Origin of the sequence: Streptomyces sp. NPDC002490, assembly GCF_040296045.1 — a bacterium.
GTDB lineage: Bacteria > Actinomycetota > Actinomycetes > Streptomycetales > Streptomycetaceae > Streptomyces.
Genome location: NZ_JBEOWM010000014.1, coordinates 13,497 through 36,665, shown reverse-complemented (window position 1 = coordinate 36,665; position 23,169 = coordinate 13,497). Strand labels below are relative to the sequence as shown.

Genomic DNA, 23,169 nt, shown 5'->3' with positions numbered 1-23,169 from the left:
GTCCCATCGGCGTCCGCCGGCCGGTGGACGAGGGCCAGACCCGCCCGCGCTCCTTCGCGCGGATGCGGCGCAGGCGAAGGAGCGATGCGGTGAGCAGCAACCCAGTCGGCCCGGTCACCCCCGACGACACCGTGCGTCGGCGCGCCCCCCGGCGTTCCCGGGTCACCGTCGCCGCCGTCACGACGGCGGTGCTGGTCGCAGGCGGCGGCACCTACTGGGCCGTGGCCGCCGGCCAGAGCGGCGGGGCGGACCGGACGGCCGCCTCCGAACGGAACGGCGACCCCCCGCCGTTGGCCTTGGACGACCATCCGGTCCGTGCGGGTTCACCGGGGATCGCGCCCGGGGAGCCCGACCCCTCGGGCGGGCGGTACCGGGCGCGCGGGGCCCTGCCCGAGGGCCCGAAGGCCGCGGCCGTCCACCGGCCGGACGGGCCGGTCGGACGGGACCGGGTCGGCCGGTTGGCGGCGGCCCTCGGGGTGGCGGGCGAGCCGGTGCGCGACGGCGACGCCTGGCGGGTCGGGACGGCGGAGGCCGGCACCGGCGCCTCCTTGCAGGTCGCCGCGGGCGGGGCCGGGGCGTGGACGTTCACCCGGAACGCGACGGATCCGCACTGCGCGGCGGTGACCCGGTGCGCCACCGAGGAGCAGCCCCGTGCGCCGCGGGTGCCGGGCGCTTCCGCGGAGGTGGAGCCGATCGACGAGTCGGGGGCCAAGGCCGCCGCGGCGCCGGTGCTCAAGGCGCTCGGCCACGGCGGCGCGAAGCTGGACGCCCGGCAGCTGATGGGGACGACCCGGGTGGTGAACGCGGCGCCCGTGGTGGACGGCCGACCCACCTTCGGTTGGTCGACGGGGCTGCGGATCGGACCGGGCGGCGAGGTCGTCGGCGGGAACGGGCAGTTGGCTCCGCTGGCCCGGGGCGCGAGCTACCCGGTGATCAGCGCGGCGAAGGCGCTGGCGCTGTTGAACGGGACGGGCGGACGGCCGGTGGGGATCGGCGGCTGCGCCACCGCGGTGCCGCACCGTGAGGACACCACCGCGTCCTGCCCCGAGAGCGTGAAGGCGCCGGCGGCGAAGCCGCTGCCGGTGACCGGTGCGGAGTTCGGGCTGGCCTCCCAGCTCTCCGGGGGCGCTCCGGTGCTCGTCCCGTCCTGGCTGTTCGAGGTGCGCCCGGAGGGTTCGGACGAGCCGTACACGGTGACCCATCCGGCCGTCGCCCCGGAGCACCTGGTCACGGGCCCCGCCGTACCGCCGGCCGGCCCCAAGACCCCGGCCCCGGGGCTCTCCGTGCCGGCCCCGTCGAAGGGGGCGCCGGTCTCCCGGGACACGGAGGTCGGCTGGTACGAGGTCGCGGGGACCCGGCGGGACCGGCTGGTGCTGCACTTCACCGGCGGGGTCTGCGGTACGTACGAGGCGACGGCGCGGGCCCGTGGCGACGAGGTGGTGGTGCGGGTCACGGAGACCGTCGAGGACGGGCGGATGTGCGTGGCCCTGGCGAAGTACTACGAGATGACCGTCGAGCTGGACGGGCCGCTCGGGGACCGGAAGGTCGTGGACGACCGGGGTGCGCCGCTGGCGGACCGGGCTCCGGCGGGCTGGCCGCAGCAGGCGGAGGAAGCCCCCTGACGCAGCGCGGGACGTGAACGCGGTGGTGGCGGTACCCGGACGGGTACCGCCACCACCGCGTTGGGGCGACCGGACGCGCCGCACGGGGCGGCGGGCCGGGCCTCGGCTCAGCTGAAGGAGTCGCCGCAGGCGCAGGAGCCCGTGGCGTTCGGGTTGTCGATCGTGAAGCCCTGCTTCTCGATGGTGTCGACGAAGTCGATGGAGGCGCCGACGAGGTAGGGGGCGCTCATGCGGTCGGTGACGACCTTGACCCCGTCGAAGTCCTTGACGACGTCGCCGTCGAGGGACCGCTCGTCGAAGAAGAGCTGGTAGCGCAGGCCGGAGCAGCCGCCGGGCTGTACGGCGACCCGCAGGGCCAGGTCGTCGCGGCCTTCCTGGTCGAGCAGAGCCTTGACCTTCGCCGCGGCGGCGTCGGACAGGATGATGCCGTCGGTGGCGGTCGTGGTCTCGTCCGATACGGACATCTACATCTCTCCCGGGTTGTACGGAGACTGCTTGCCGACGTAACAACCGGCGGGGCTGCGGATTCATTCCGGGCCCGGGTGCGTCTTCGGCATCGCGCCTTGCGCTTCCCATGCTCGCACACGGACCGGCGGGGCGGCCATGCCCGCAGGGGCGCTCCGCCACCGCCCCGATCAGCGGACCGCGGGGGCGGCGAATTGGGGAACGTCCCTGGTCCGGGGGGTGGCGCGGACCTCGGAGCGAATGCGTCACATTGACACGAGGGCCATCGTCAAACTGACGTGAAGCGGTTATCATAGATAACGTCAAAACGACGAAAAGGGGCCTCCGGAGTCGGGTCAGTCCGCCCGGGGGCCACCTGCGAGCCGCCGGGGGTCAGACCCCGCAGAGAAAGGGTGCGTGATCGTGACCACCGCCCAGCCCCTGGACGTCCAGCCCAGCCCCCTGGCGCTGCTGCTGCTCGGCCGGGAGGCCGATCCACGCAGCGAGCGCGGGGTGGAGTGTCCCGGTGACCTGCCCTCGCCCTCCGACCCGGACCTCGTCGAACGCGCCCGGGCGGCCAAGGAGAAGCTCGGCGACAAGGTCTTCGTCCTCGGGCACCACTACCAGCGCGACGAGGTCATCCAGTTCGCGGACGTCACGGGCGACTCCTTCAAGCTGGCGCGCGACGCCGCGGCCCGGCCCGAGGCCGAGTACATCGTCTTCTGTGGCGTGCACTTCATGGCGGAGTCCGCGGACATCCTGACCGGAGACGACCAGAAGGTGGTCCTGCCGGACCTGGCCGCCGGGTGCTCCATGGCCGACATGGCCACCGCGGAGCAGGTCGCCGAGTGCTGGGACGTGCTGACCGAGGTCGGCATCGCGGAGCGCGTGGTGCCCGTCTCGTACATGAACTCCTCCGCCGACATCAAGGCGTTCACCGGACGGCACGGGGGCACCATCTGCACCTCGTCCAACGCCCGGCGGGCACTGGACTGGGCCTTCTCCCGGGGCGAGCAGGTGCTGTTCCTGCCCGACCAGCACCTGGGGCGCAACACCGCGGTGCGGGACCTGGGGATGTCCCTGGAGGACTGCGTCGTCTACAACCCGCACAAGCCGGGCGGCGGGGTGACCCCGGAGCAGCTGCGGGCCGCCAAGATGATCCTGTGGCGGGGCCACTGCTCGGTGCACGGACGGTTCTCGCTGGAGTCGGTGGCGGACGTCCGCGCCCGGATACCCGGGGTGAACGTGCTGGTGCACCCGGAGTGCCGGCACGAGGTCGTCGCGGCGGCGGACCAGGTGGGGTCGACCGAGTACATCATCAAGGCGCTGGAGGCGGCGCCGGCCGGCTCGAAGTGGGCGATCGGCACCGAGCTGAACCTGGTCCAGAGGCTGGCGAATCGTTTCGCTCCGGAGGGCAAGGAGGTCGTCTTCCTCGACAAGACGGTGTGCTTCTGCTCGACCATGAACCGGATCGACCTGCCGCACCTGGTGTGGGCGCTGGAGTCGCTGGCCGAGGGCACCCTGGTCAACCGGATCTCGGTGGACCCGGAGACCGAGCGGTTCGCCAAGCTGGCCCTGGAGCGGATGCTCGCCCTCCCGTAGCCGCCCGCCGCACCGCACGACGGACGACCCCCCGGCCGTTCCCGGCCGGGGGGGTCGTCCTGTGCGTCGTCCGACGGGTCAGACGCGGACCGGCTCCGGGGAACCGGCGTCCTCGGACGCCTCCGGGCCGGCCGGGCCGCCGCGCTTGGCCGCGCGCTTGGCCTGCTTGCGCTCCTTGCGGAGCTCGACCATCGCGTACAGCGTCGGGACCAGCAGCAGGGTCAGCAGCGTGGAGCTGATCAGACCGCCGATCACGACCACGGCCAGCGGCTGGGCGATGAACCCGCCCTCACCGGTGACCCCGAGGGCCATCGGGAGCAGGGCGAAGATCGTCGCGAGGGCCGTCATCAGGATCGGGCGCAGCCGGTGCCGGCCGCCCTCGATCACGGCCTCCACGACCCCGTGGCCCCGGGCCCGGTACTGGTTGATCAGGTCGATCAGGACGATCGCGTTGGTGACCACGATGCCGATGAGCATCAGCATGCCGATCAGCGCGGGCACGCCCATCGGGGTGCCGGTGACGATCAGCAGCCCGAGCGCGCCGGTCGCCGCGAACGGGATGGACACCAGCAGGATCAGCGGCTGGACCAGCGACTTGAAGGCCGCCACGAGCAGCATGAACACGATGGCGACGGCCGCGAGCATGGCGAGGGCGAGGGAGGCGAACGCCTCCTCCTGGTCCTCGGAGACCCCGCCGATGGTGGCGGTGGCGCCCTCGGGCAGCTCCAGTTCCTTGAGCTTCGTCTGCAACTCGGTGCCGACCGCGCCGGTGTTGTCGCCGGTGGGACGGGCCGTGACGGTGGCCGAGCGCTGGCCGTCGATGCGGGTCATCGAGACCGGGCCGTCGACGAGTTCGACCTTCGCGAGCTCGCCGAGCCTGGCCGGGCCGACCGGCAGGTCCTTGAGCTCCTGGAGGGTGCCGGCGGGCTTCGCCGAGCGGATCACGATGTCGCGCTCGGTGTCGTCCAGGACGGCCTTGCCCGAGGGGGTGCCGCGCACCGCCTGGGCGACGACCGCACCGAGGGCGGCCTCGTTCAGCCCGGCCCGGGCGGCCTTCTCGGTGCCCTTCACGGAGATCCGCGGGACGGACTGCGCCAGGTTGCTCTGCACGTCGGTGACGTCGTCCAGCTTCGCGACCTCGGCACGGACCTGCTCCGACGCCGTGCGCAGCACCTCGGGGTCGGCCGCCTTGACGACCACGCTGAGGTCCTGGGCGCCGAAGCCGTCACCGGCCGAGATGGTGGTGTCGCCGATGTCGGAGAGCCCGCGCAGGCCCTTCTCGATCCGGTCCTGGGTGGCGTCGAAGTCGGCGTCCTCCACCAGGCCGACCTGGTAGGTGGCCTGGTTGGTGTCGGTGCTGCCGCCGAAGGCCGCCATGAAGCCCGAAGAGCCCACGGTGACCTGGTAGTTCTTGACACCGTCGACACCGTCGAGCATCTTCTCGACCTTGCGGGCCGCGGCGTCGGAGGCGGCCAGACCGGTGCCCGGCTTGAGTTCCTGCCGGATGGTCAGGACCTCCTGCTCCCCGGGGTCGAGGAAGTTGGTCTTCAGCAGCGGGGCCATGCCGAAGGTGGCCAGCAGGACCACCACCGCGATGCCGAGGCTCACCAGACGACGGCGGGTGGCGAACATCAGGACGGGCACGTACGAGCGCTGGAGGCGGCTCTTGGCCTCCTTCTCCTCCGCCTGGCGACGGGCCTGTTCGGCGTCGACCCCCCGGACGGCCTTCGGCGGCCTCAGGAACCAGTACGACAGCACCGGGACCACCGTCAGCGAGACCAGCAGCGAGGCGAGCAGGGCCGCCGTGATGGTGAGGCTGAAGGAGGAGAAGAGGGCGCCGACCATGCCGCCGACGAGCCCGATCGGCAGGAACACGGCGACGGTGGTGAGCGTGGAGGAGGTGACCGCGCCCGCGACCTCCTTGACCGCGGTGAGGATGGCCTCCTTGCGCTCCTCGCCGTAGCCGAGGTGCCGCTTGATGTTCTCCAGCACCACGATCGAGTCGTCGACGACCCGGCCGATGGCGATGGTCAGGGCGCCCAGGGTGAGCATGTTGAGCGACAGGTCACGGCTCCACAGCACGATCAGCGCGAGCACCACGGAGAGCGGTATGGACACCGCGGTGACCAGCGTGGAGCGGAGGGAGGCGAGGAAGACGAGGATGACCACGACCGCGAAGAGCAGACCGAGGGCGCCCTCGGTGGTGAGGCCGTCGATCGCCTTGGAGACGGCCGGGCCCTGGTCGCTGACCACGGTCAGTTCGGCGCCCTTGCCGAGGTCGGCCCGGAGGTCGGGCAGGGCCTTCTCGACCGCTTCGGAGATGGCGACCGAGCTGCCGTCCTGGTCCATGGTGACCATGACCGCGAGGCTGGGCTCGCCGTTGGTGCGGGTGAGCGAGTCCGCCTTCGCGGGCTCCTGCTCCACGGTGGCCAGGTCGGCGAGCCGGACCGGCTTCTTGACGCCCTCCCCGGTCACCACCAGGTCCTGGATCTGACGGAGGCTGGTGAAGCCGCCGCCGACCTGGACGGTGCGGTTGGCGCCGCGCTCCTCGAAGGAGCCCGCCGGGACGGTCGCGCCGCCGGCCTGGAGCGCCTGGCCGAGCACCGCCGCGTTCACCCCGGCCGCCGCCATCTCCTTCTCGTCCGGGGTGACGGTGACCTGGAGTTCGCGGACGCCGTCGACGGCGACCTGGCCGACTCCGTCGATCTCCTTCAACTCCGGCAGCACCGTGCGTTCCAGCTGCTCCTTGAGGGCCTGCTGGTCCCGGTCGGCCGAGGCGGCCAGCACGACGGTGGGCATGTCGTCGGTGGAGCCGGCGATGACCTGCGGGTCGACGTCGGCCGGCAGCAGCGCGCGGACCCGGTTCACGGCCTGCTGGACGTCGGCGACGATCCGATCGGAACCGTCGCCGTAGTCGAACTGCGCCATCAGCACGGCGTTGCCCTCGCTGGCGGTCGCCGTGATGCCGGTGATGCCGTCGACGGCCTCGATGCCGTCTTCGAGCGGCTCGACCACCTGCTTCTCGACCACGTCCGGGGAGGCACCCGGGTACGGGGCGATGACGGAGACCATCGGCAGTTCGATGGAGGGCAGGAGCTGCTGCTTGAGTTGGGGGATCGCGAGGGCGCCGAAGACCATCGCGATGATCGACACCAGCCCGACCAGGGCGCGTTGGGCAAGGCTGAATCTCGACAGCCAGGACATGGGTGGAGGCTCTCTTCTGTGGCGGGAACACAGGCCCGCGACGGGGCGCGGGCGCGACGGGAGGCGGCTCTACACCCCCCACCACCACCCTGGCCCACGGGAGGAGGAACGTTCCTCGCTCCCAGGTGCCTTTCCTTATGCCGGGCATACTGCGGGTGTAGTACGCGGGCTACACCTTGCGGGGTAGGAACGCGGGCATTGCCGCGCGGCTCAGCCGCGGGGCCTCACCAAGCCCGATTCGTAGGCGATGACCACGAGTTGGGCCCGGTCCCGCGCGCCCAGCTTGGCCATGGCCCGGTTCACATGGGTCTTCACGGTGAGCGGCGAGACCTGGAGCCGCTCGGCGATGACGTCGTTGGAGTGACCGCCCGCGACCTGCACGAGCACCTCGCGTTCCCGGCCGGTGAGCGCCTCCAACCGCTCCGAGTGCGCGTGCCCGGACGCCCCGGAGTCGTCGCCCTGGGCCAGGAACCGCGCGATCAGCCCCTTGGTCGCGGTCGGGGACAGCAGCGACTCCCCCGCGGCGACCAGTCGTATGGCGCCCAGGAGTTCCTCCGGCTCGGAGCCCTTGCCGAGGAAGCCGGAGGCCCCGGCGCGCAGCGACTGCACCACGTACTCGTCGACCTCGAACGTCGTCAGCATCACCACCCGCACCCCGGACAGCTCGGGGTCCCGGCAGATGGCCCGGGTGGCGCTGAGCCCGTCCGTGCCCGGCATGCGGATGTCCATCAGGACCACGTCGGGGCGGGTCCGGGCGGCGGTCCGGACGGCCTCCGCACCGTCGGACGCCTCCCCCACCACCTCCATGTCGGCCTCGGACTCCACGAGGACCCGGAACGCGCTGCGCAGCAGGGCCTGGTCGTCGACGAGCAGTACCCGGATGGTCACGGCGCCTCCCCCGTCTCCCCCGCGCCGGAGCCGGGGCGGGTGTCGACCGGCAGGATCGCATGGACCCGGAACCCGCCCCCGTACCGGGGACCCGCGGTGAGGACGCCGCCGAGCGCGCTGGCCCGTTCGCGCATGCCCAGCAGGCCGTGGCCGCCGCCCGGGCGGTCGGGGTGCTCCGGCGGGGCCGGCGGGCCGGCCCCGCCGGCCGCGGCGGCGTCCCGGGAGCCGTCGTCGAGCACGGTGACCTCGATGTGGGGTCCCACCCGCACCACGCTCACCTCGGCGCGGGCCCGGCCCCCCGCGTGCTTGCGCACGTTGGTGAGGGCCTCCTGGACGATCCGGTACGCCGCGAGGTCGACCGCCGCGGGGGGCTTGCCGCCCCGGTCGCCGCGGGCCACCTCCACGGTCAGCCCGGCGTGCCGGAAGGTGTCGACGAGTTCCTCCAGCCGGTCCAGTCCGCTGATGGGCTCGGTGGGGGCCGTGGGGTCGCCGCTCTGGCGCAGCAGCCCGACCGTGGCGCGCAGTTCGTCGAGGGCCGACCGGCTGGCCTCCCGGACGTGGGCCAGCGCCTGGGCCGCCTGGTCGGGCCGCTTGTGCATGAGGTGGGCGGCCACGCCCGCCTGGACGTTGACGAGGGCGATGTGGTGGGCGACCACGTCGTGCAGGTCGCGGGCGATGCGCAGGCGCTCCTCGGCGACCCGTCGACGGGCCTCCTCCTCGCGGGTGCGCTCGGCACGCTCGGCGCGCTCCCGGATGGCGTGGATGTAGGCCCGGCGACTGCGGACCGCGTCGCCGGCCGCCGCGGCCATGCCCGTCCAGGCGAACACACCCACGTTCTCCTGGTGGTACCAGGCCAGGGGGCCGGCCACCATGGCCACCCCGGTCAGCGCGGCCATGGTCAGCAGGCCGACGCGCCAGGTGGTGGGCCGGTCGGTGCGGGCGGCGACGGTGTAGAGGGCGAGCACGGCGGTCATCGCCACCGGCGAGCGCGGGGAGCTGAGCGGAGAGCTGAACAGCAGCTCGACCTGGGTCAGCGCGACGGTGATCCACAGCACCGGGAGCGGGGCCCGGCGCCGGAACGCCAGGGCGGTGGCCGACAGCGGCATCAGCACCAGGCTGAGCGGATCGGGGGTGCGGGTGTTCCACTCCATGGGGCCGAACCGGGCGTGCGGACCGTACGGGTTGAGCACGGCGAAGCAGAGCATGAACGCCAGCACGACCAGCGCCAGGGCCGCGTCGGCGACCGCGGGGCGGACGCGGAGGTACCCGCGCACCGCCCTGGCCCGCTCGACGACGGCCGCACCGGGCGACGGGTCCGGAACGGCCCGACCGCAGGCGCGGCCGACCGGCGGTCGGAGTAAGGGGCGGGACGGTGGCATCAGTTGGGGATCAGGCCCTCGTCCGTCAGCAGGGCCCGGATCTCGTCCAGGCCGGCGTCCGGGGAGGGCAGGATCAGCTCGGACGGCTCCAGGGAGTCGTCGGGCAGGGGCGTTCCCACCTCCCGCACCCGGTCGAGGAGGGCGGTGAGCGTCCGCCGGAACCCGGGGGTGTCGCCGCTCTCCAGCTCGGCGAGCAGCTCGTCGTCCAGGGCGTTCAGCTCGGTGATGTGGCTGTCCGCCAGTCGTACCTGGCCCTCCCCCATGATCCTTACGATCATGACGCCCTCCTCGGCGTGTGTGCGGCCGGACCTACTGCTTGTCGAAGCGCGGGGCCTCCCGCTGCGGCTGCTGGTTCCCGGCGCCCTGTTGGCCGCCCTCGATGGCCGTCTGCGGGGCGCTGCCCCCGGCCAGCTCGGCCTTCATCCGCTGGAGTTCCAGCTCCACGTCGGTGCCGCCGGAGATGCGGTCCAGTTCGGCGGCGATGTCGTCCTTGGCGGTGCCGGTCGGGTCGTCGAGCGCGCCCGAGGCCAGCAGTTCGTCGATGGCGCCGGCCCGGGCCTGGAGCTGCGCGGTCTTGTCCTCGGCGCGCTGGATCGCCAGGCCGACGTCGCCCATCTCCTCGGAGATGCCGGTGAACGCCTCGCCGATGCGGGTCTGGGCCTGGGCGGCGGTGTACGTGGCCTTGATGGTCTCCTTCTTGGTGCGGAAGGCGTCGACCTTGGCCTGGAGCCGCTGGGCGGCCAGGGTGAGCTTCTCCTCCTCGCCCTGGAGGGTCTGGTGCTGCGTCTCCAGGTCGCTGACCTGCTGCTGGAGCGCGGCCCGCCGGGAGAGCGCCTCGCGGGCGAGGTCCTCGCGGCCGAGCGCCAGCGCCTTGCGGCCCTGGTCCTCCAGCTTGCTGGACTGGCCCTGGAGCTGGTTGAGCTGGAGCTCCAGGCGCTTGCGGGAGGTGGCGACGTCGGCGACCCCGCGCCGGACCTTCTGGAGCAGCTCCAGCTGCTTCTGGTAGGAGTAGTCGAGGGTCTCGCGCGGGTCCTCGGCCCGGTCAAGGGCCTTGTTCGCCTTCGCGCGGAAGATCATCCCCATACGCTTCATGACACCGCTCATGGGCTTCGCGCGCCCCCTTCTGACGGACTTCGGGCTCAAGCTCCAACAGGTCCCACAGTAAGGGCCCTGCCTCCATTACCGCACTGTTCGGCCGCGGATGCGCTCATCCCCAAGGACGACTGCCGCCACCGCCGATCCGGCGCGAGGAGGAGGCGTCACCCGGAGAACCGGTCCGCTGACCGTCGGTGCCGTGACGTGCGAACCGCCCGAAAGCGGAACGCACACCTCCTCGCGTCCGGCGTCGTGTCCCGTAGGACGTCCGGTGTTGCCGGATCGTTCCCCGCCGGACTGGGGTCCATGCGCCCCCACCCCGTACCCTTGGGTGTTGTGTTCCGTAGCCGTGCCAAGACAGAGAAGACCGCCACCGCCGAGCAGACGCCGGTAGCCGCGGCCCACCAGCCCCGTGACCCGCAGGCGCCCAAGGGTCGCCCGACGCCCAAGCGGAGCGTCGCGCAGTCCCAGCGCCGCAGCGTGGCGAACACGCCGATGACGCGCAAGGAGGCGTCCAAGCGCAACCGCGACGAGCGGCGTGCCGCGTTGGAGCGGCAGCGCCAGGCGCTCGCCAGCGGCGACGAGCGGTACCTGCCCGCCCGGGACAAGGGCCCCGTGCGGCGCTTCGTCCGCGACTACGTGGACTCGCGCTTCCACATCGCCGAGTTCTTCCTGCCCATGGCCGTGGTCATCCTGGTCCTGAGCATGGTCCGGGTGCCGACGCTCCAGAACGCCGCGCTGCTGCTGTGGATGTTCGTGATCGCGCTGATCCTGCTCGACTCCTCGCTGCTGGTCATCCGGCTGCGCAAGGAGCTGCGCACCCGCTTCGCCGACGTGCCCAAGCGCGGTGCCGTCCCCTACGGTCTGATGCGGACCCTCCAGATGCGTCGGCTCCGGCTGCCCAAGCCGCAGGTCAAGCGCGGGGAGCGACCCTGACCCAGGACGTCTCCCTGGGCGCCTTCGACGCCGGGGACGCACTTCCCCCCGTGGGGTTGCCGGACGTGGTGCGCCGCGAACTGGTGGCGCGCCAGTTGGAGGAACAGATCACGGCGCGGTTCCGGACCGGCCGACGACTGCGGGTCCTGGACGTGGGCGCGGGCCGGGGCACCCAGGCCCTGCGGCTGGCCCGCGCCGGCCACGCCGTGACGGGGCTGGAACGCGATCCGGCACGCCTCGCGGTGGCCCGCGCGGCGCTGGCCGCGGAGCCGGCGGGCGTCCGGGAACGGGTGCGCCTGCTGGAGGCCGACGGACGGGACACCGGGGTGCACTTCCGCCCCGGCGGCTTCGACGTGGTGCTCTGCCACGGGCTGCTGATGTACGTGGCGGAGCCCGATCCGGTGGTCGCCGGGCTGGCCCGGATGCTGGCCCCCGGGGGCCTGGTGTCACTGCTGGTGCGCAATGCCGATGCGCTCGCCCTGCGCCCCGGGCTCGCCGGGGACTGGACGGCGGCGCTCGCGGCGTTCGACTCGGCCGTGGGGCGGAACCGGCGCGGAGTGGAGGTCCGGGGCGACCGGCTGGACGCGGTGACCGCGACGCTCGCCGGCATCGGGGCCCCGCTGCGGGCCTGGTACGGGGTGCGGGTGTTCACCGACCGCACCGGCGTGCAGGAGTGGGGGCCCGCCCGGGGCACCGGAGCCGGTGACCTGGAGTCGCTGCTGGCCGCCGAGGAACGGGCCGGGCGCACCGACCCGTACCGGGCGGTCGCCGCCTTGCTGCACCTGTGCGGGGTGCGGGGGTAGGGCGGCGCCCGGACCGGAACCCGAACGGCGGGCTCCGGCGGGTCCACGGGGCGGCCGGGGCACAGACTGCGGGCATGAGCGCATCTCGTACCGCGTGGGCGGGGGTCGTGGTGTCCGTGGGGGCCCTGTTGACGGGCTGTTCCGGGGGCGGCGGTGCGCTGCGGGCCTCGGCGGCCACGCCGGTCCCCGAGCGGGCCGCCCCCGCCGCACGGTCGGCGGACGCCCTCCAGAGCGACTACGAGGAGGCCATCGCCCACGTGCTGCCGTCCGTGGTGCAGATCCGCGGTCGCCAGGACCTGGGGTCCGGGGTGGTGTACGACGACCGGGGCCACATCGTCACCAACGCCCACGTCATCGGCGACGAGCGGTCCTTCCAGGTCACCACGGCGGGCAGCGAGCAGCCGCTGACCGCCCGGCTGGTGTTCTCCTACCCCGAGCAGGACCTCGCGGTGGTGCGGCTGGACCGGGTGCCCGCGGGGCTGCGGCCGGCCACCTTCGGGGACAGCACCGAGGTGCGGGTGGGGCAGATCGTGCTGGCGATGGGCTCGCCGCTGGGCCTGTCCTCCAGCGTGACCGAGGGGATCGTCTCGGCGACCGGGCGCACGGTCAGCGAGAGCACCGACGGCGGCGGGACGGGCGCCACCATCGCCAACATGATCCAGACCTCCGCCTCGATCAACCCGGGCAACAGCGGAGGGGCGCTGGTGGACCTGGACAACGAGGTCATCGGCATCCCCACGCTCGCCGCCACCGACCCGGCGTTCGGCAACGCCGCGGCGCCGGGCATCGGGTTCGCGATCCCCTCGTCGATGGTGACCACGGTCGCGGACCAGATCATCGCGGACGGGAAGGTCACCGACTCGGGCCGGGCGGCGCTCGGCATCACCGGGCGGACCGTCGTGGACCAGGACCAGCAGCCGGCCGGGGTGGCGGTGGTGTCCGTGACGGGCGGCGGCGGGGCCGACGACGCGGGCATCCGCCCCGGCGACGTCCTGACCCGGGTGGCCGACGAACCGGTGCCCACGATCACGGCGCTGGCCGAGGTGCTCGCCGGGGAGAAGCCGGGCGACCGGGTGCCCGTGACGTACCTGCGGGGCGGGGCGGAGACGACCGTGGACGTCACCCTCGGCGAGGTGTGAGCCCGGCCGGGGGCGGCCCGGCCGGGCGGAGCCTCAGGGAGCGGCGGGCCCGGCCCCTGCAGGGGCGTCGGGGGCGGCGTCCCCCTCGGCGGGTTCCGGGGACCCGGCGGGCTCCTCGGGCTCGGCGTGCAGGCTCATCGGACCGTAGATCCGCGTGCCGTCCTCGGAGAGGAACACCTGGTCGGCGCCGCCGGCGAGCAGGTCCCGCCAGTGCTCCCCGATCCAGGTCTCGGCGTCCCCCTGGGTGGTGAACTCCTCCGGTTCCACCGCCGGGGAGACCTCCGTACCATCGGTCTTCTCGAACCGCCACGTCCACGCCGCCATGCGAACCTCCCGAAGGTAGATCACGGTTGTCCGTGCAGCCGGAAGCCTAACCGGGCGGGCGCCCGGCACACCCGCACGGGAAGATCTAGCCGTGGAACTCACTCTGCTCGGTACCGGCGGGCCGGACGGCCTGCCCCGTCCCGACTGCCCCTGCGCGGTCTGCTCCCTCGCCGTGGGGCGGGCGGTGCGCGGCCCCTCGGCGGCGCTCGTGGACGGCACGCTGCTGCTCGACCTGACCCCGGGCGCCGCGTTCGCCGCGGCGCGGGCGGGGCGGACCCTGACCGGGGTGCGCCAGGTGCTGTTGTCGCATCCGCACGACGGGCCGGCGGTGGAGGTGCCGCCGGGGCTGCCGCAGCCGGGGCGGGTGCCCGACGGGCGGGAGTTGGCCCTGCTGACCGGGCACCGGGTGCGGGCCGTGCCGATGGACTCGCCCGGCACCGGGTACGCGGTGACCGGCCCGGACGGGCAGCGGGTGCTGTACCTGCCGCCCGGCGCGGCACCGGCCGGGCTGGCCGAGCAGGAGGCGCGGTACGACCTGGTGCTGGCCGACGTGGTGGGCCGTCCGGACGCGCTGGCCCGGTTGCGCGAGGCGGGGGCGGTCGGCCCGACCACCGACGTGGTGGCGGTGCACCTCGACCACGACGTGCCGCCGGGGCGGGAGTTGGCGCGGCGGCTCGCGGCGGCCGGGGCGCGGGCGGTGCCGGACGGGACGACGCTGAGCGTGGGCGCGTTCGAGGAGGTGCCGGACGTGCCGCGCCGGACCCTGGTGCTGGGAGGGGCCCGGTCGGGCAAGTCGGTGGAGGCGGAGCGCCGGTTGGAGGGCTTCCCCGGAGTGGTGTACGTGGCCACCGGCGGCAGCTACCACGGGGCGCCGGGCGACGCGGAGTGGGCGGCGCGGGTGGGGGCGCACCGGGAGCGCCGGCCCGGGTCGTGGCGGACGGAGGAGACCTGCGACCTGGTGCCGCTGCTCGCCCGGACCGGGCCGCCGCTGTTGATCGACTGCCTGTCGCTGTGGCTGACCGATGCGATGGACGCGGTGAACGCCTGGGACGACGCGGAATGGGCGGCGGACGGTGAGCGGGAACTGCGGCGGCGGGTCCGGGAGTTGACGGATGCGGTGCGGGCCACCCGGCGGGTGGTGGTGGCGGTGTCGAACGAGGTCGGGGCGGGGATCGTGCCGGCCACCGCGTCCGGGCGCCGCTACCGGGACGAGCTCGGGCGGTTGAACGCGGCGTTCGCGGCGGAGTGCGAGCAGGTGCTGTGGGTGGTGGCCGGGCAGGCCGTGGAGTTGCGCGGCTGAACCGGCCCTACGCCGGGTCCCGGCGGGCGATCAGCCGGTAGGCGGAGGCGCGCCCGGCGACGGGGCCGGGCGGGCGCAGCGCCCGGTCGAGGACCCGGCCGAGGCGCAGCGGGGCGGTGGCGGGCCGGGCGCCGGGACCGCGGCGGGCGGTCAGCAGGAGGGCTGCGGCGGTGCCGGCTCCGGCCGGGCGCAGGGCGCCGCGGTGGTCGACCAGGACGAGGGTGGCGCCCAGGACGCGCAGGGCGCGGTGCAGATTGGCCTCGGGGATCAGGTGCAGGGGGCCGGGGCGGTGGTAGGGGGCCCACCAACGGCCGAGGGCGGCGGCGCGGCAGCGCGGGTCGGTGCCCTCGATCAGGAGGTGGCCGCCGGGGCGCAGCACCCGGAGGGCGGCGCGGAGTTCGGTGCGGGGGTCGGGGACCCGTTCGAGGTGGCGGAAGAGGCTCACCACGTCGTAGCGGGCGGCGAGCCGGGGGGCGAGGTCGGGGAGGGTGCCGTGGTGGGCCTCGTCGAGGCGGTCCCCGGCGAGGGCGAGTTCGGGTGCGGTGTCGAGGCCGTCGAAGGCGGTGTAGGGGTGCACGGCGCGGGCGGCGGCGGGGAAGTCGGCGGGGCCGGTGCCGACGTCCAGCCAGCTCTCGGGTTCGCCGAAGGGGAGCAGGGCGCGGGCGGCGCCGAGGTGGTCCCGGTGGCGGCGCAGGGCGCGGTCGGGGTCCGCCGGGGGCGGCGCCGGGGCGGTGGGGTCGGGGGTGCGGAAGACGTGGCGGCAGGTGCGGCACTCGTCGAGGTCGCCGGGGAGCACGGGGGTGCGGACCTTGGTGCGCAGGGTCGCCGCGCCGCACCAGGGACAGCGGCGGTGGGCGGGGTGGTCCGGGGCGGGGGCGGTACGCGCGGGCACGGAGGGCACGAAACGGAACGTAAGGGATCAAGGGGGCGGGTTCAACGAGGGTCGGGGCGGGCCGCTCCCCGTGCCGCCCCCGCGGTGGACCGCTCCGCGCCGCGGGCCGTGTCGGAGAGGGTCCGGACGGCTCCGGGGAACCCGGTCGGGCGGGCACCGGTGGCGGTACTGTTCGGCGAATGAGCTCCCTGAATCTCGACGACTTCACCGACCTGATCGACCGTCCCGACGCCGGGTTGCGCAACGACGCCGAGGAGCGCAGGGAACGGCAGGACGTGCCGCCCGGGGCGCTGGGCCGGCTGGACGAGTTGGGCGGTTGGCTGTCGGCGGCGCAGGCGGCGGTGCCGGTGCGCCCGGTGGAGCGTCCCAAGGTGGTCCTGTTCGCGGCCGACCACGGGGTGGCCCGCTTGGACGTCTCGACCCGGGCCGCGGGCAGCGCGCACGAGTTGGTGCGGGGCGTCCTCGACGGCTCCCGTCCGGTGGCGGTGCTGGCCCGACGCAGCGGGGTGCCGGTCCGGGTGGTGGACGTGGGCCTGGACTGCGAGCCGGACGCCTTGCCGGCGGAGGTGACGCGGCACCGGGTGCGGCGGGGCTCGGGGCGGATCGACGTGGAGGACGCGCTGACCGCCGAGGAGGCGGAGGCCGCGTTCCGGGTCGGGACGGCCCTCGCGGACGAGGAGGCCGACTCCGGCACGGACCTGGTGGTGTTGGGCGATCTGAGCGTGGGCGGGACCACGGTGGCGGCGACGCTGATCGCGGCGCTGTGCGGGACGGACGCCTCGGTGGTGACCGGGCGGGGCGGGGCCCCCATCGACGACCTGGCCTGGATGCGCAAGTGCGCGGCGGTGCGGGACTCGCTGCGCCGGGCCCGACCGGTGCTGGGCGACCAGCTGGAGTTGCTCGCCACCGTGGGCGGGGCGGACTTCGCGGCGATGACGGGGTTCCTGTTGCAGTGCGCGGTGCGCAGGACGCCGGTGATCCTGGACGGGGTGGTGTCGGCGGCCTGTGCGCTGGTCGCCCAGCGGGCCGCGTTCCGGGCCCCGGACTGGTGGCTGGCCGGGCACGACTCCGGGGAGCCGGCGCAGGCCAAGGCGCTGGACCGGATGGCCGTCGAGCCGCTGCTCGCCCCGGGCGTGCGGGTGGGCGAGGGCACCGGGGCGCTGCTGGCGCTGCCGTTGGTGCGGGCCGCCGCGGCGCTCGCGGCCGAGTTGCCGGTGCGGGACTGAGCCGGGCGCGATGACGGGGACCACGGACGGGGACCACGACGAGCGGCGCCCCGGGCGCGGGGAGGGCGTCCGCTTCGCGCTGGGCACGCTGACGGTACTGCCGGTGCGGGTCGCCCACTGGGACCGGCCGGCGGCCCGGTCCGGGATGTGCTGGGCGCCGCTGGCCGGGCTGGTCGTCGGCGTGCTGGCGGCGGCCTCGGCGGGGCTGTTGCTGCTCGGGGGCGCACCAGTGGCGCTGGCCGCGGTGGCGGCGGTCGCGGCGGGGGCGGTGCTCACCCGGGGGCTGCACCTGGACGGGCTCGCCGACGTCGCGGACGGGCTGGGCAGCGGGAAGCCCGCCGCCGACGCCCTGCGGATCATGAAGCAGTCGGACATCGGCCCGTTCGGCGTGATCGCCCTGGTGCTGGTGGTGCTCGGGCAGGTCGCCGCGCTGGCCGCGCTGTACGCGGACTCCTGGACCTCCGGTGCGGCCGGCACCGTCCTCGCCGCGGTGACCGCCCGCCTCGCGCTGACCCTGACCGCCCGGCCCGGGGTGCCGGCGGCCCGGCCCACCGGGCTGGGCGCGGCGGTCGCCGGGGCGGTGCCGTCCGGGGCCGCGTTCGGCGTGCTGGTGCTCGTCGCCGCCGCCTCGGCGGGGGTCGGCGGGGTGCTGGACGGACCGGGCGGGGCGCTGCGCGCCCTCGCCGCGGTGCTGGCCGGCTGCCTGGTCGCCGAGGGGTTGCTGCGGCACTGCGTGCGACGGTTCGGCGGGGTGACCGGAGACGTGTTCGGAGGCGTCGCGGAGGCCGCCGGCACCGCCGCGCTGGTGGTCCTCACCCTGGGCCGGTGACGCGCGGGCCGGGGCGTCCCACCGGTGGACGGCCCCGGCGTCACGGAGCGTAGGCTCCTCACTGGCACACTTCCGGCCCGACCCACCAGCGTCGGGTACGGGGCCGGTCGGGCCACCACCACCCTCACGGCTCAGCCGCTGGACACTCCTAGGAAGCGAGACCCCACCACCGTGACTGCTCTCACTCTCAGCACCGCCGCGGCGTCCGGACTGCGCGCCGACGCGATCGTCGTCGGCGTGGCCAAGGGCGCCCAGGGCCCCGTGCTCGCTCCGGGCGCCGAGGCCGTGGACCAGGCGTTCGACGGCGCCCTCGCCGCCGTCCTGGAGACGCTCGGTGCCTCGGGCGGCGAGGGCGAGGTGATCAAGGTCCCCTCCCCCGCCGGGCTGAAGGCCCCGGTCGTGCTGGCCGTCGGGCTGGGCTCGGCGTCCGCGGCCGAGGGGGCGACCGACGCCGCCGCCGACGCCGCCAACTACACCGACGAGGTGCTGCGGACCGCCGCCGGTGCCGCCGCCCGGGCGCTGGCCGGGGCGCGCAAGGCCGCGTTCGCCCTGCCGATCGCCGATGCGGAGGCCGTGGGGGCGATCGCGGAGGGCGCCCTGCTGGGTGCGTACGCCTTCGACGCGTACAAGGAGACCGGCCGCGGCAACAAGCTCGCCAAGAAGGGCAAGCCGCCGCTGGCGGAGGTCGCCGTCCTCGGCGGCAAGCCCCGTGACAAGGCCCACAAGGCGGCCGTCGCCCGTGCGGTGGCGATCACCGAGGAGCTGAACCGCGCCCGCGACCTGGTGAACACCCCGCCCAACGACCTCGACCCGGAGGCCTTCGCGGCCGTCGCCTCGGCCGCCGCCAAGGAGCACGGGATCAAGGTCCAGGTGCTGGACGAGAAGGCCCTGGCCAAGGGCGGTTACGGCGGCATCCTCGGGGTCGGCGCCGGGTCCGCGGCCGGCCCCCGGCTGGTCAAGCTCAGCTACACCCACCCGGACGCCGAGAAGCACCTGGCGTACGTGGGCAAGGGCATCACCTACGACTCGGGCGGCATCTCGCTGAAGCCCGCGGGCCACAACGAGACCATGAAGTGCGACATGGCCGGTGCCGCCGCCGTGTTCGCCGCGGTCGTCGCGGTCGCCCGGCTGGGCCTGGCGGTGAACGTCACCGGCTGGCTGGCGCTCGCCGAGAACATGCCCTCCGGCACCGCCACCCGCCCCGGCGACGTGCTGCGGATGTACTCGGGCAAGACCGTCGAGGTGCTGAACACCGACGCCGAGGGCCGGCTGGTGCTCGCCGACGCGATCGCCAAGGCGTCCGAGGACGAGCCCGACGCGATCGTGAACGTGGCGACGCTCACCGGGGCCATGATGGTCGCGCTCGGCAACCGCACCTTCGGCATCTGCGCCAACGACGACGCGTTCCGCACCGCCGTGTTCGAGACGGCCGAGGAGGTCGGCGAGCCGGCGTGGCCGATGCCGCTGCCGGAGCACCTGCGCAAGGGCATGGACTCGACCACCGCGGACATCGCCAACATGGGCGAGCGGATGGGCGGCGGGCTGGTCGCCGGGCTGTTCCTGCGCGAGTTCGTCGGCGCCGGTCTGACCTGGGCGCACCTGGACATCGCCGGCCCCGCCTTCAACGAGGCCGGCCCCTTCGGCTACACCCCCAAGGGCGGCACCGGTTCCGGTGTGCGCACCCTGGTCCGGTTGGCGGAGCGCACCGCCTCCGGCGACCTGGGCTGACCCGTCCCGAAGCACCCCTCGACCGTGGTGGCGTCGGGCTCCGGCCCGGCGCCACCACCGTGTGTGAGCCATACCACGCACCGGCCCGGCGTCCCGACACCCCCCGAGTAGTGCAAAGATGGGCAACGGCAGGACAGGGCCCCACCACAGGGCCGGAGTAACGAGCGGCCACACCAGCCGACGGCCGGACACCCTCCGAAACCGGAGCCGGCGCGCGGCGCAATGCATGGAGGACGTGACGTGGCGAACGACGCCAGCACCGTTTTCGACCTAGTGATCCTCGGCGGTGGCAGCGGTGGTTACGCCGCGGCCCTGCGCGGCGCGCAGCTGGGTCTGAACGTCGCCCTGATCGAGAAGAACAAGCTGGGCGGCACCTGCCTGCACAACGGTTGCATCCCGACGAAGGCCCTGCTGCACGCCGGCGAGGTCGCGGACCAGGCCCGCGAGGCCGAGCAGTTCGGCGTCCGGGCCACCTTCGAGGGCATCGACATCAAGGCCGTCCACAAGTACAAGGACGACGTCATCGCGGGCCTCTACAAGGGTCTCCAGGGCCTGGTGGCCTCCCGCAAGGTGACGTACATCGAGGGCGCGGGCCGGCTGTCCTCCCCCACCTCGGTCGAGGTGAACGGCCAGCACGTCCAGGGCCGCCACGTGCTCCTGGCCACCGGCTCCGTGCCGAAGTCGCTGCCGGGCCTGGAGATCGACGGCAACCGGATCATCTCCTCGGACCACGCGCTGACCCTCGACCGGGTGCCCGCCTCCGCGATCATCCTGGGCGGCGGCGTGATCGGCGTCGAGTTCGCCTCGGCGTGGAAGTCCTTCGGCACCGACGTGACGGTCGTCGAGGGCCTCAAGCACCTGGTGCCCGTCGAGGACGAGAACAGCTCCAAGCTGCTGGAGCGGGCGTTCCGCAAGCGGGGCATCAAGTTCAACCTCGGCACCTTCTTCGAGAAGGCGGAGTACACCCAGGACGGCGTCCGGGTGACCCTCGCCGACGGCAAGGTCTTCGAGGCCGAGGTGCTGCTCGTCGCCATCGGCCGCGGCCCGGTCTCCCAGGGCCTGGGATACGAGGAGCAGGGCGTCGCGATGGACCGCGGCTACGTCCTCGTCGACGAGTACATGCAGACCAACGTGCCGACCGTCTCCGCCGTCGGTGACCTGGTCCCCACGCTCCAGCTCGCGCACGTCGGCTTCGCCGAGGGCATCCTGGTGGCGGAGCGACTGGCCGGTCTGAAGACCGTGCCGATCGACTACGACGGCGTGCCCCGGGTCACCTACTGCCACCCCGAGGTCGCCTCCGTGGGCATCACCGAGGCCAAGGCCAAGGAGATCTACGGCGCGGACAAGGTCGTCGCCCTGAAGTACAACCTGGCGGGCAACGGCAAGAGCAAGATCCTGAAGACCGCGGGCGAGATCAAGCTCGTCCAGGTCAAGGACGGAGCCGTGGTCGGCGTCCACATGGTCGGCGACCGGATGGGCGAGCAGGTCGGCGAGGCCCAGTTGATCTACAACTGGGAGGCGCTGCCGGCCGAGGTCGCCCAGCTCATCCACGCCCACCCGACCCAGAACGAAGCGCTCGGCGAGGCCCACCTCGCACTGGCGGGCAAGCCCCTCCACTCCCACGACTGATCTCCGGTCACCGGGCGCGACGACCACAGACTTCCGCACTTTCGTAAGGAGCAACCGAAACCATGGCGGTTTCCGTATCCCTTCCGGCGCTCGGTGAGAGCGTCACCGAGGGCACTGTCACCCGCTGGCTGAAGGCCGAGGGCGAGCGCGTCGAACTCGACGAGCCGCTGCTGGAGGTGTCCACCGACAAGGTCGACACCGAGATCCCCTCCCCCGCCGCCGGCATCCTGGCCTCCATCAAGGTCGCCGAGGACGAGACGGTCGAGGTCGGTGCCGAGCTCGCCGTCATCGACGACGGCAGCGGTGCCCCCGCGGCCGCCCCGGCCCCGGCCGCCGCCGAGGCCCCCGCCGCCCCCGCGGCTCCCGAACAGCCCGCTCCGGCCCCGGTCGCCGAGGCCCCCGCGGCCCCGGCCGCTCCGGCCGCTCCGGCCGCGCCCGCGGCTCCGGCGGGCGCGGCCGAGGGCACCGACGTGGTGCTCCCGGCGCTCGGCGAGTCCGTCACCGAGGGCACCGTCACCCGCTGGCTGAAGGCGGTCGGCGACTCGGTCGACGCCGACGAGCCGCTGCTGGAGGTGTCCACCGACAAGGTCGACACCGAGATTCCGGCGCCCGTCTCCGGCGTGCTGCTGGAGATCGTCGTCGGTGAGGACGAGACCGCCGAGGTCGGTGCCAAGCTGGCCGTCATCGGTGTCGCCGGTGCCGCGCCCGCCGCGGCCCCCGCTCCGGCCGCGCCTGCCCCGGTGGCTCCGGCTCCGCCCGCCCCGGCTCCGGCGCCCGCGCCGGCGGCTCCCGCGCCCGCTCCGGTCCAGGCCGCCCCCGCAGCGCCCGCTCCGGTCCAGGCCGCCCCCGCAGCGCCCGCGCCGGCTCCAGTCGCCCCCGCGGCGCCGGCTCCGGTCGCTCCGGCCGCCCCCGCCCCGGTGGCTCCGGCCCCGGCCGCCCCGGCTGCTCCGGCCGCCGCGCGTCCGGCCGACGACGGCGCCTACGTCACGCCGCTGGTGCGCAAGCTGGCCTCCGAGAACGGGGTGGACCTGGCGTCCCTCCAGGGCACCGGGGTCGGCGGACGCATCCGCAAGCAGGACGTCCTCGCCGCCGCCGAGGCCGCCAAGGCCGCCCGGCCCGCCGCCGCGGCCCCGGCCGCCGCGCCCTCCGCTCCGGCCCCGGCCCGCAAGGCCCCGGCGCTGGAGGTCTCCCCGCTGCGCGGGCAGACGGTCAAGATGACCCGGATGCGCAAGCTCATCGGCGACAACATGATGAAGGCGCTCCAGACCCAGGCGCAGCTCACCTCGGTCGTCGAGGTGGACGTGACCCGTCTGATGCGCCTGCGCGCCCAGGCCAAGGAGACCTTCGCGGCCCGTGAGGGCGTGAAGCTGTCCCCGATGCCGTTCTACGTGAAGGCGGCGGCCCAGGCGCTCAAGGCGCACCCGCTGATCAACGCGCGGATCAACGAGGACGAGGGCACCATCACCTACTTCGACACGGAGAACATCGGCATCGCCGTGGACTCCGAGAAGGGGCTGATGACCCCGGTCATCAAGGGCGCGGGCGACCTGAACATCGCCGGCATCGCCAAGAAGACCGCGGAGCTCGCCAACGCGGTGCGGACCAACAAGATCCGCCCCGACGACCTGGCCGGTGCGACCTTCACCATCAGCAACACCGGTTCGCGCGGCGCGCTGTTCGACACGGTGATCGTGCCGCCCACCCAGGCCGCCATCCTGGGCATCGGGGCCACGGTCAAGCGCCCGGCGGTCATCGAGACCGCCGAGGGCACCGTGATCGGCGTCCGGGACATGACGTACCTGTCGCTGTCCTACGACCACCGTCTGGTCGACGGTGCCGACGCCGCCCGGTACCTGACCGCCGTCAAGGCGATCCTGGAGGCCGGCGAGTTCGAGGTCGAGCTCGGGCTGTGAACCCGTGGTGTCCGCGTCGCACGTCGACGCGGACACCGTCCGGTGCCGCCCGTACGGGAGGACGATCCGTCCCCCGTACGGGCGGCACTGCGTTTCCCGGGCCCGTTCCCCGGCCCCGTGGGGCCCCGTTTCCGCCCTGTAAGGCTCGCCACACCTGCGAGGACGTCCCCGTCCGAGACACGTCAAGATGGGGGTGTGGCCGTATTGTCTATGGGT

The 23,169-nt window shown here is 74.2% G+C and carries 18 protein-coding genes and 1 pseudogene; 11 read left to right on the top strand and 8 right to left on the bottom strand.

What is annotated here, in order from left to right; translation table 11 throughout:
• Nucleotides 1-89 precede the first annotated feature (89 nt).
• Nucleotides 90-1,622 carry a hypothetical protein gene (locus ABT092_RS11400; RefSeq protein WP_351242368.1) on the top strand — a complete coding sequence of 511 codons (1,533 nt, stop codon included), beginning with the start codon at nt 90-92 and terminating at the stop codon, nt 1,620-1,622.
• 107 nt (nt 1,623-1,729) lie between these two features.
• Here the strand turns inward: ABT092_RS11400 and erpA are convergent, their stop codons facing one another.
• Complete coding sequence (gene erpA / locus ABT092_RS11395) at nt 1,730-2,086, bottom strand: iron-sulfur cluster insertion protein ErpA (protein ID WP_351242366.1); 357 nt, start codon at nt 2,084-2,086, stop codon at nt 1,730-1,732.
• A gap of 403 nt (nt 2,087-2,489) precedes the next feature.
• Between erpA and nadA the strand changes: the two genes are divergently transcribed.
• Nucleotides 2,490-3,668, top strand: a complete 1,179-nt coding sequence (nadA, locus tag ABT092_RS11390; RefSeq protein WP_351242364.1) for a quinolinate synthase NadA — start codon at nt 2,490-2,492, stop codon at nt 3,666-3,668.
• A gap of 78 nt (nt 3,669-3,746) precedes the next feature.
• Here nadA and ABT092_RS11385 read toward each other — a convergent pair whose 3' ends face one another.
• From ABT092_RS11385 to ABT092_RS11365, 5 genes are all read right to left on the bottom strand, one after another.
• Nucleotides 3,747-6,872 (bottom strand): efflux RND transporter permease subunit, encoded by a 3,126-nt coding sequence (locus ABT092_RS11385; RefSeq protein ID WP_351242362.1) that lies wholly within the window; start codon nt 6,870-6,872, stop codon nt 3,747-3,749.
• A gap of 210 nt (nt 6,873-7,082) precedes the next feature.
• Nucleotides 7,083-7,760, bottom strand: coding sequence for a response regulator (locus ABT092_RS11380; protein ID WP_351242360.1), 678 nt, complete (start codon nt 7,758-7,760; stop codon nt 7,083-7,085).
• Nucleotides 7,757-9,139, bottom strand: a complete 1,383-nt coding sequence (locus ABT092_RS11375; RefSeq protein WP_351242359.1) for a sensor histidine kinase — start codon at nt 9,137-9,139, stop codon at nt 7,757-7,759. Before ABT092_RS11375 ends, ABT092_RS11380 begins: the two co-directional genes overlap by 4 nt.
• Nucleotides 9,139-9,417 carry a PspA-associated protein PspAA gene (gene pspAA / locus ABT092_RS11370; protein WP_351242358.1) on the bottom strand — a complete coding sequence of 93 codons (279 nt, stop codon included), beginning with the start codon at nt 9,415-9,417 and terminating at the stop codon, nt 9,139-9,141. The genes ABT092_RS11375 and pspAA overlap by 1 nt, the downstream gene beginning before the upstream one ends.
• A gap of 31 nt (nt 9,418-9,448) precedes the next feature.
• On the bottom strand, nt 9,449-10,231 hold the full coding sequence (locus tag ABT092_RS11365; RefSeq protein ID WP_351242357.1) for a PspA/IM30 family protein: 783 nt from the start codon (nt 10,229-10,231) through the stop codon (nt 9,449-9,451).
• 309 nt (nt 10,232-10,540) lie between these two features.
• Between ABT092_RS11365 and ABT092_RS11360 the strand changes: the two genes are divergently transcribed.
• The 3 genes from ABT092_RS11360 to ABT092_RS11350 all read left to right on the top strand — a co-directional run bounded on the left by ABT092_RS11360 (nt 10,541) and on the right by ABT092_RS11350 (nt 13,112).
• Entirely contained in the window at nt 10,541-11,170 is a 630-nt protein-coding gene (locus ABT092_RS11360) for a DUF3043 domain-containing protein (protein ID WP_351242356.1), read from the top strand.
• Between the two features lie 50 nt (nt 11,171-11,220).
• A complete protein-coding gene (locus ABT092_RS11355; RefSeq protein WP_351242354.1) occupies nt 11,221-11,973 on the top strand; it encodes a class I SAM-dependent methyltransferase in 753 nt (250 codons plus the stop codon).
• 74 nt (nt 11,974-12,047) lie between these two features.
• Entirely contained in the window at nt 12,048-13,112 is a 1,065-nt protein-coding gene (locus tag ABT092_RS11350; RefSeq protein WP_351242352.1) for a S1C family serine protease, read from the top strand.
• Nucleotides 13,113-13,232: 120 nt separating this feature from the next.
• Here ABT092_RS11350 and ABT092_RS11345 read toward each other — a convergent pair.
• A pseudogene (locus tag ABT092_RS11345) lies at nt 13,233-13,436 on the bottom strand (hypothetical protein); the annotation flags it as partial.
• 91 nt (nt 13,437-13,527) lie between these two features.
• Between ABT092_RS11345 and ABT092_RS11340 the strand changes: the two are divergent.
• Entirely contained in the window at nt 13,528-14,736 is a 1,209-nt protein-coding gene (locus ABT092_RS11340) for a bifunctional adenosylcobinamide kinase/adenosylcobinamide-phosphate guanylyltransferase (protein WP_351242348.1), read from the top strand.
• Between the two features lie 7 nt (nt 14,737-14,743).
• Here the strand turns inward: ABT092_RS11340 and ABT092_RS11335 are convergent, their stop codons facing one another.
• The gene (locus ABT092_RS11335) at nt 14,744-15,637 is read right to left on the bottom strand and encodes a class I SAM-dependent methyltransferase (protein WP_351242346.1); all 894 of its coding nucleotides are present in this window, start codon (nt 15,635-15,637) and stop codon (nt 14,744-14,746) included.
• A gap of 170 nt (nt 15,638-15,807) precedes the next feature.
• Here ABT092_RS11335 and cobT point away from each other — a divergent pair, with 170 nt between their 5' ends.
• From cobT to sucB, 5 genes are all read left to right on the top strand, one after another.
• Nucleotides 15,808-16,854, top strand: coding sequence for a nicotinate-nucleotide--dimethylbenzimidazole phosphoribosyltransferase (cobT, locus tag ABT092_RS11330; protein ID WP_351242344.1), 1,047 nt, complete (start codon nt 15,808-15,810; stop codon nt 16,852-16,854).
• A 10-nt stretch (nt 16,855-16,864) separates the two neighbouring features.
• Nucleotides 16,865-17,683: an adenosylcobinamide-GDP ribazoletransferase gene (locus ABT092_RS11325; RefSeq protein WP_351242342.1), complete on the top strand. Its 819-nt coding sequence runs from the start codon at nt 16,865-16,867 to the stop codon at nt 17,681-17,683.
• A gap of 171 nt (nt 17,684-17,854) precedes the next feature.
• Nucleotides 17,855-19,411, top strand: coding sequence for a leucyl aminopeptidase (locus ABT092_RS11320; RefSeq protein ID WP_351242340.1), 1,557 nt, complete (start codon nt 17,855-17,857; stop codon nt 19,409-19,411).
• A 240-nt stretch (nt 19,412-19,651) separates the two neighbouring features.
• Nucleotides 19,652-21,040, top strand: coding sequence for a dihydrolipoyl dehydrogenase (gene lpdA, locus ABT092_RS11315; protein WP_351242338.1), 1,389 nt, complete (start codon nt 19,652-19,654; stop codon nt 21,038-21,040).
• Between the two features lie 62 nt (nt 21,041-21,102).
• Nucleotides 21,103-22,953 (top strand): 2-oxoglutarate dehydrogenase, E2 component, dihydrolipoamide succinyltransferase, encoded by a 1,851-nt coding sequence (gene sucB / locus ABT092_RS11310; protein WP_351242336.1) that lies wholly within the window; start codon nt 21,103-21,105, stop codon nt 22,951-22,953.
• Nucleotides 22,954-23,169: the final 216 nt, after the last annotated feature.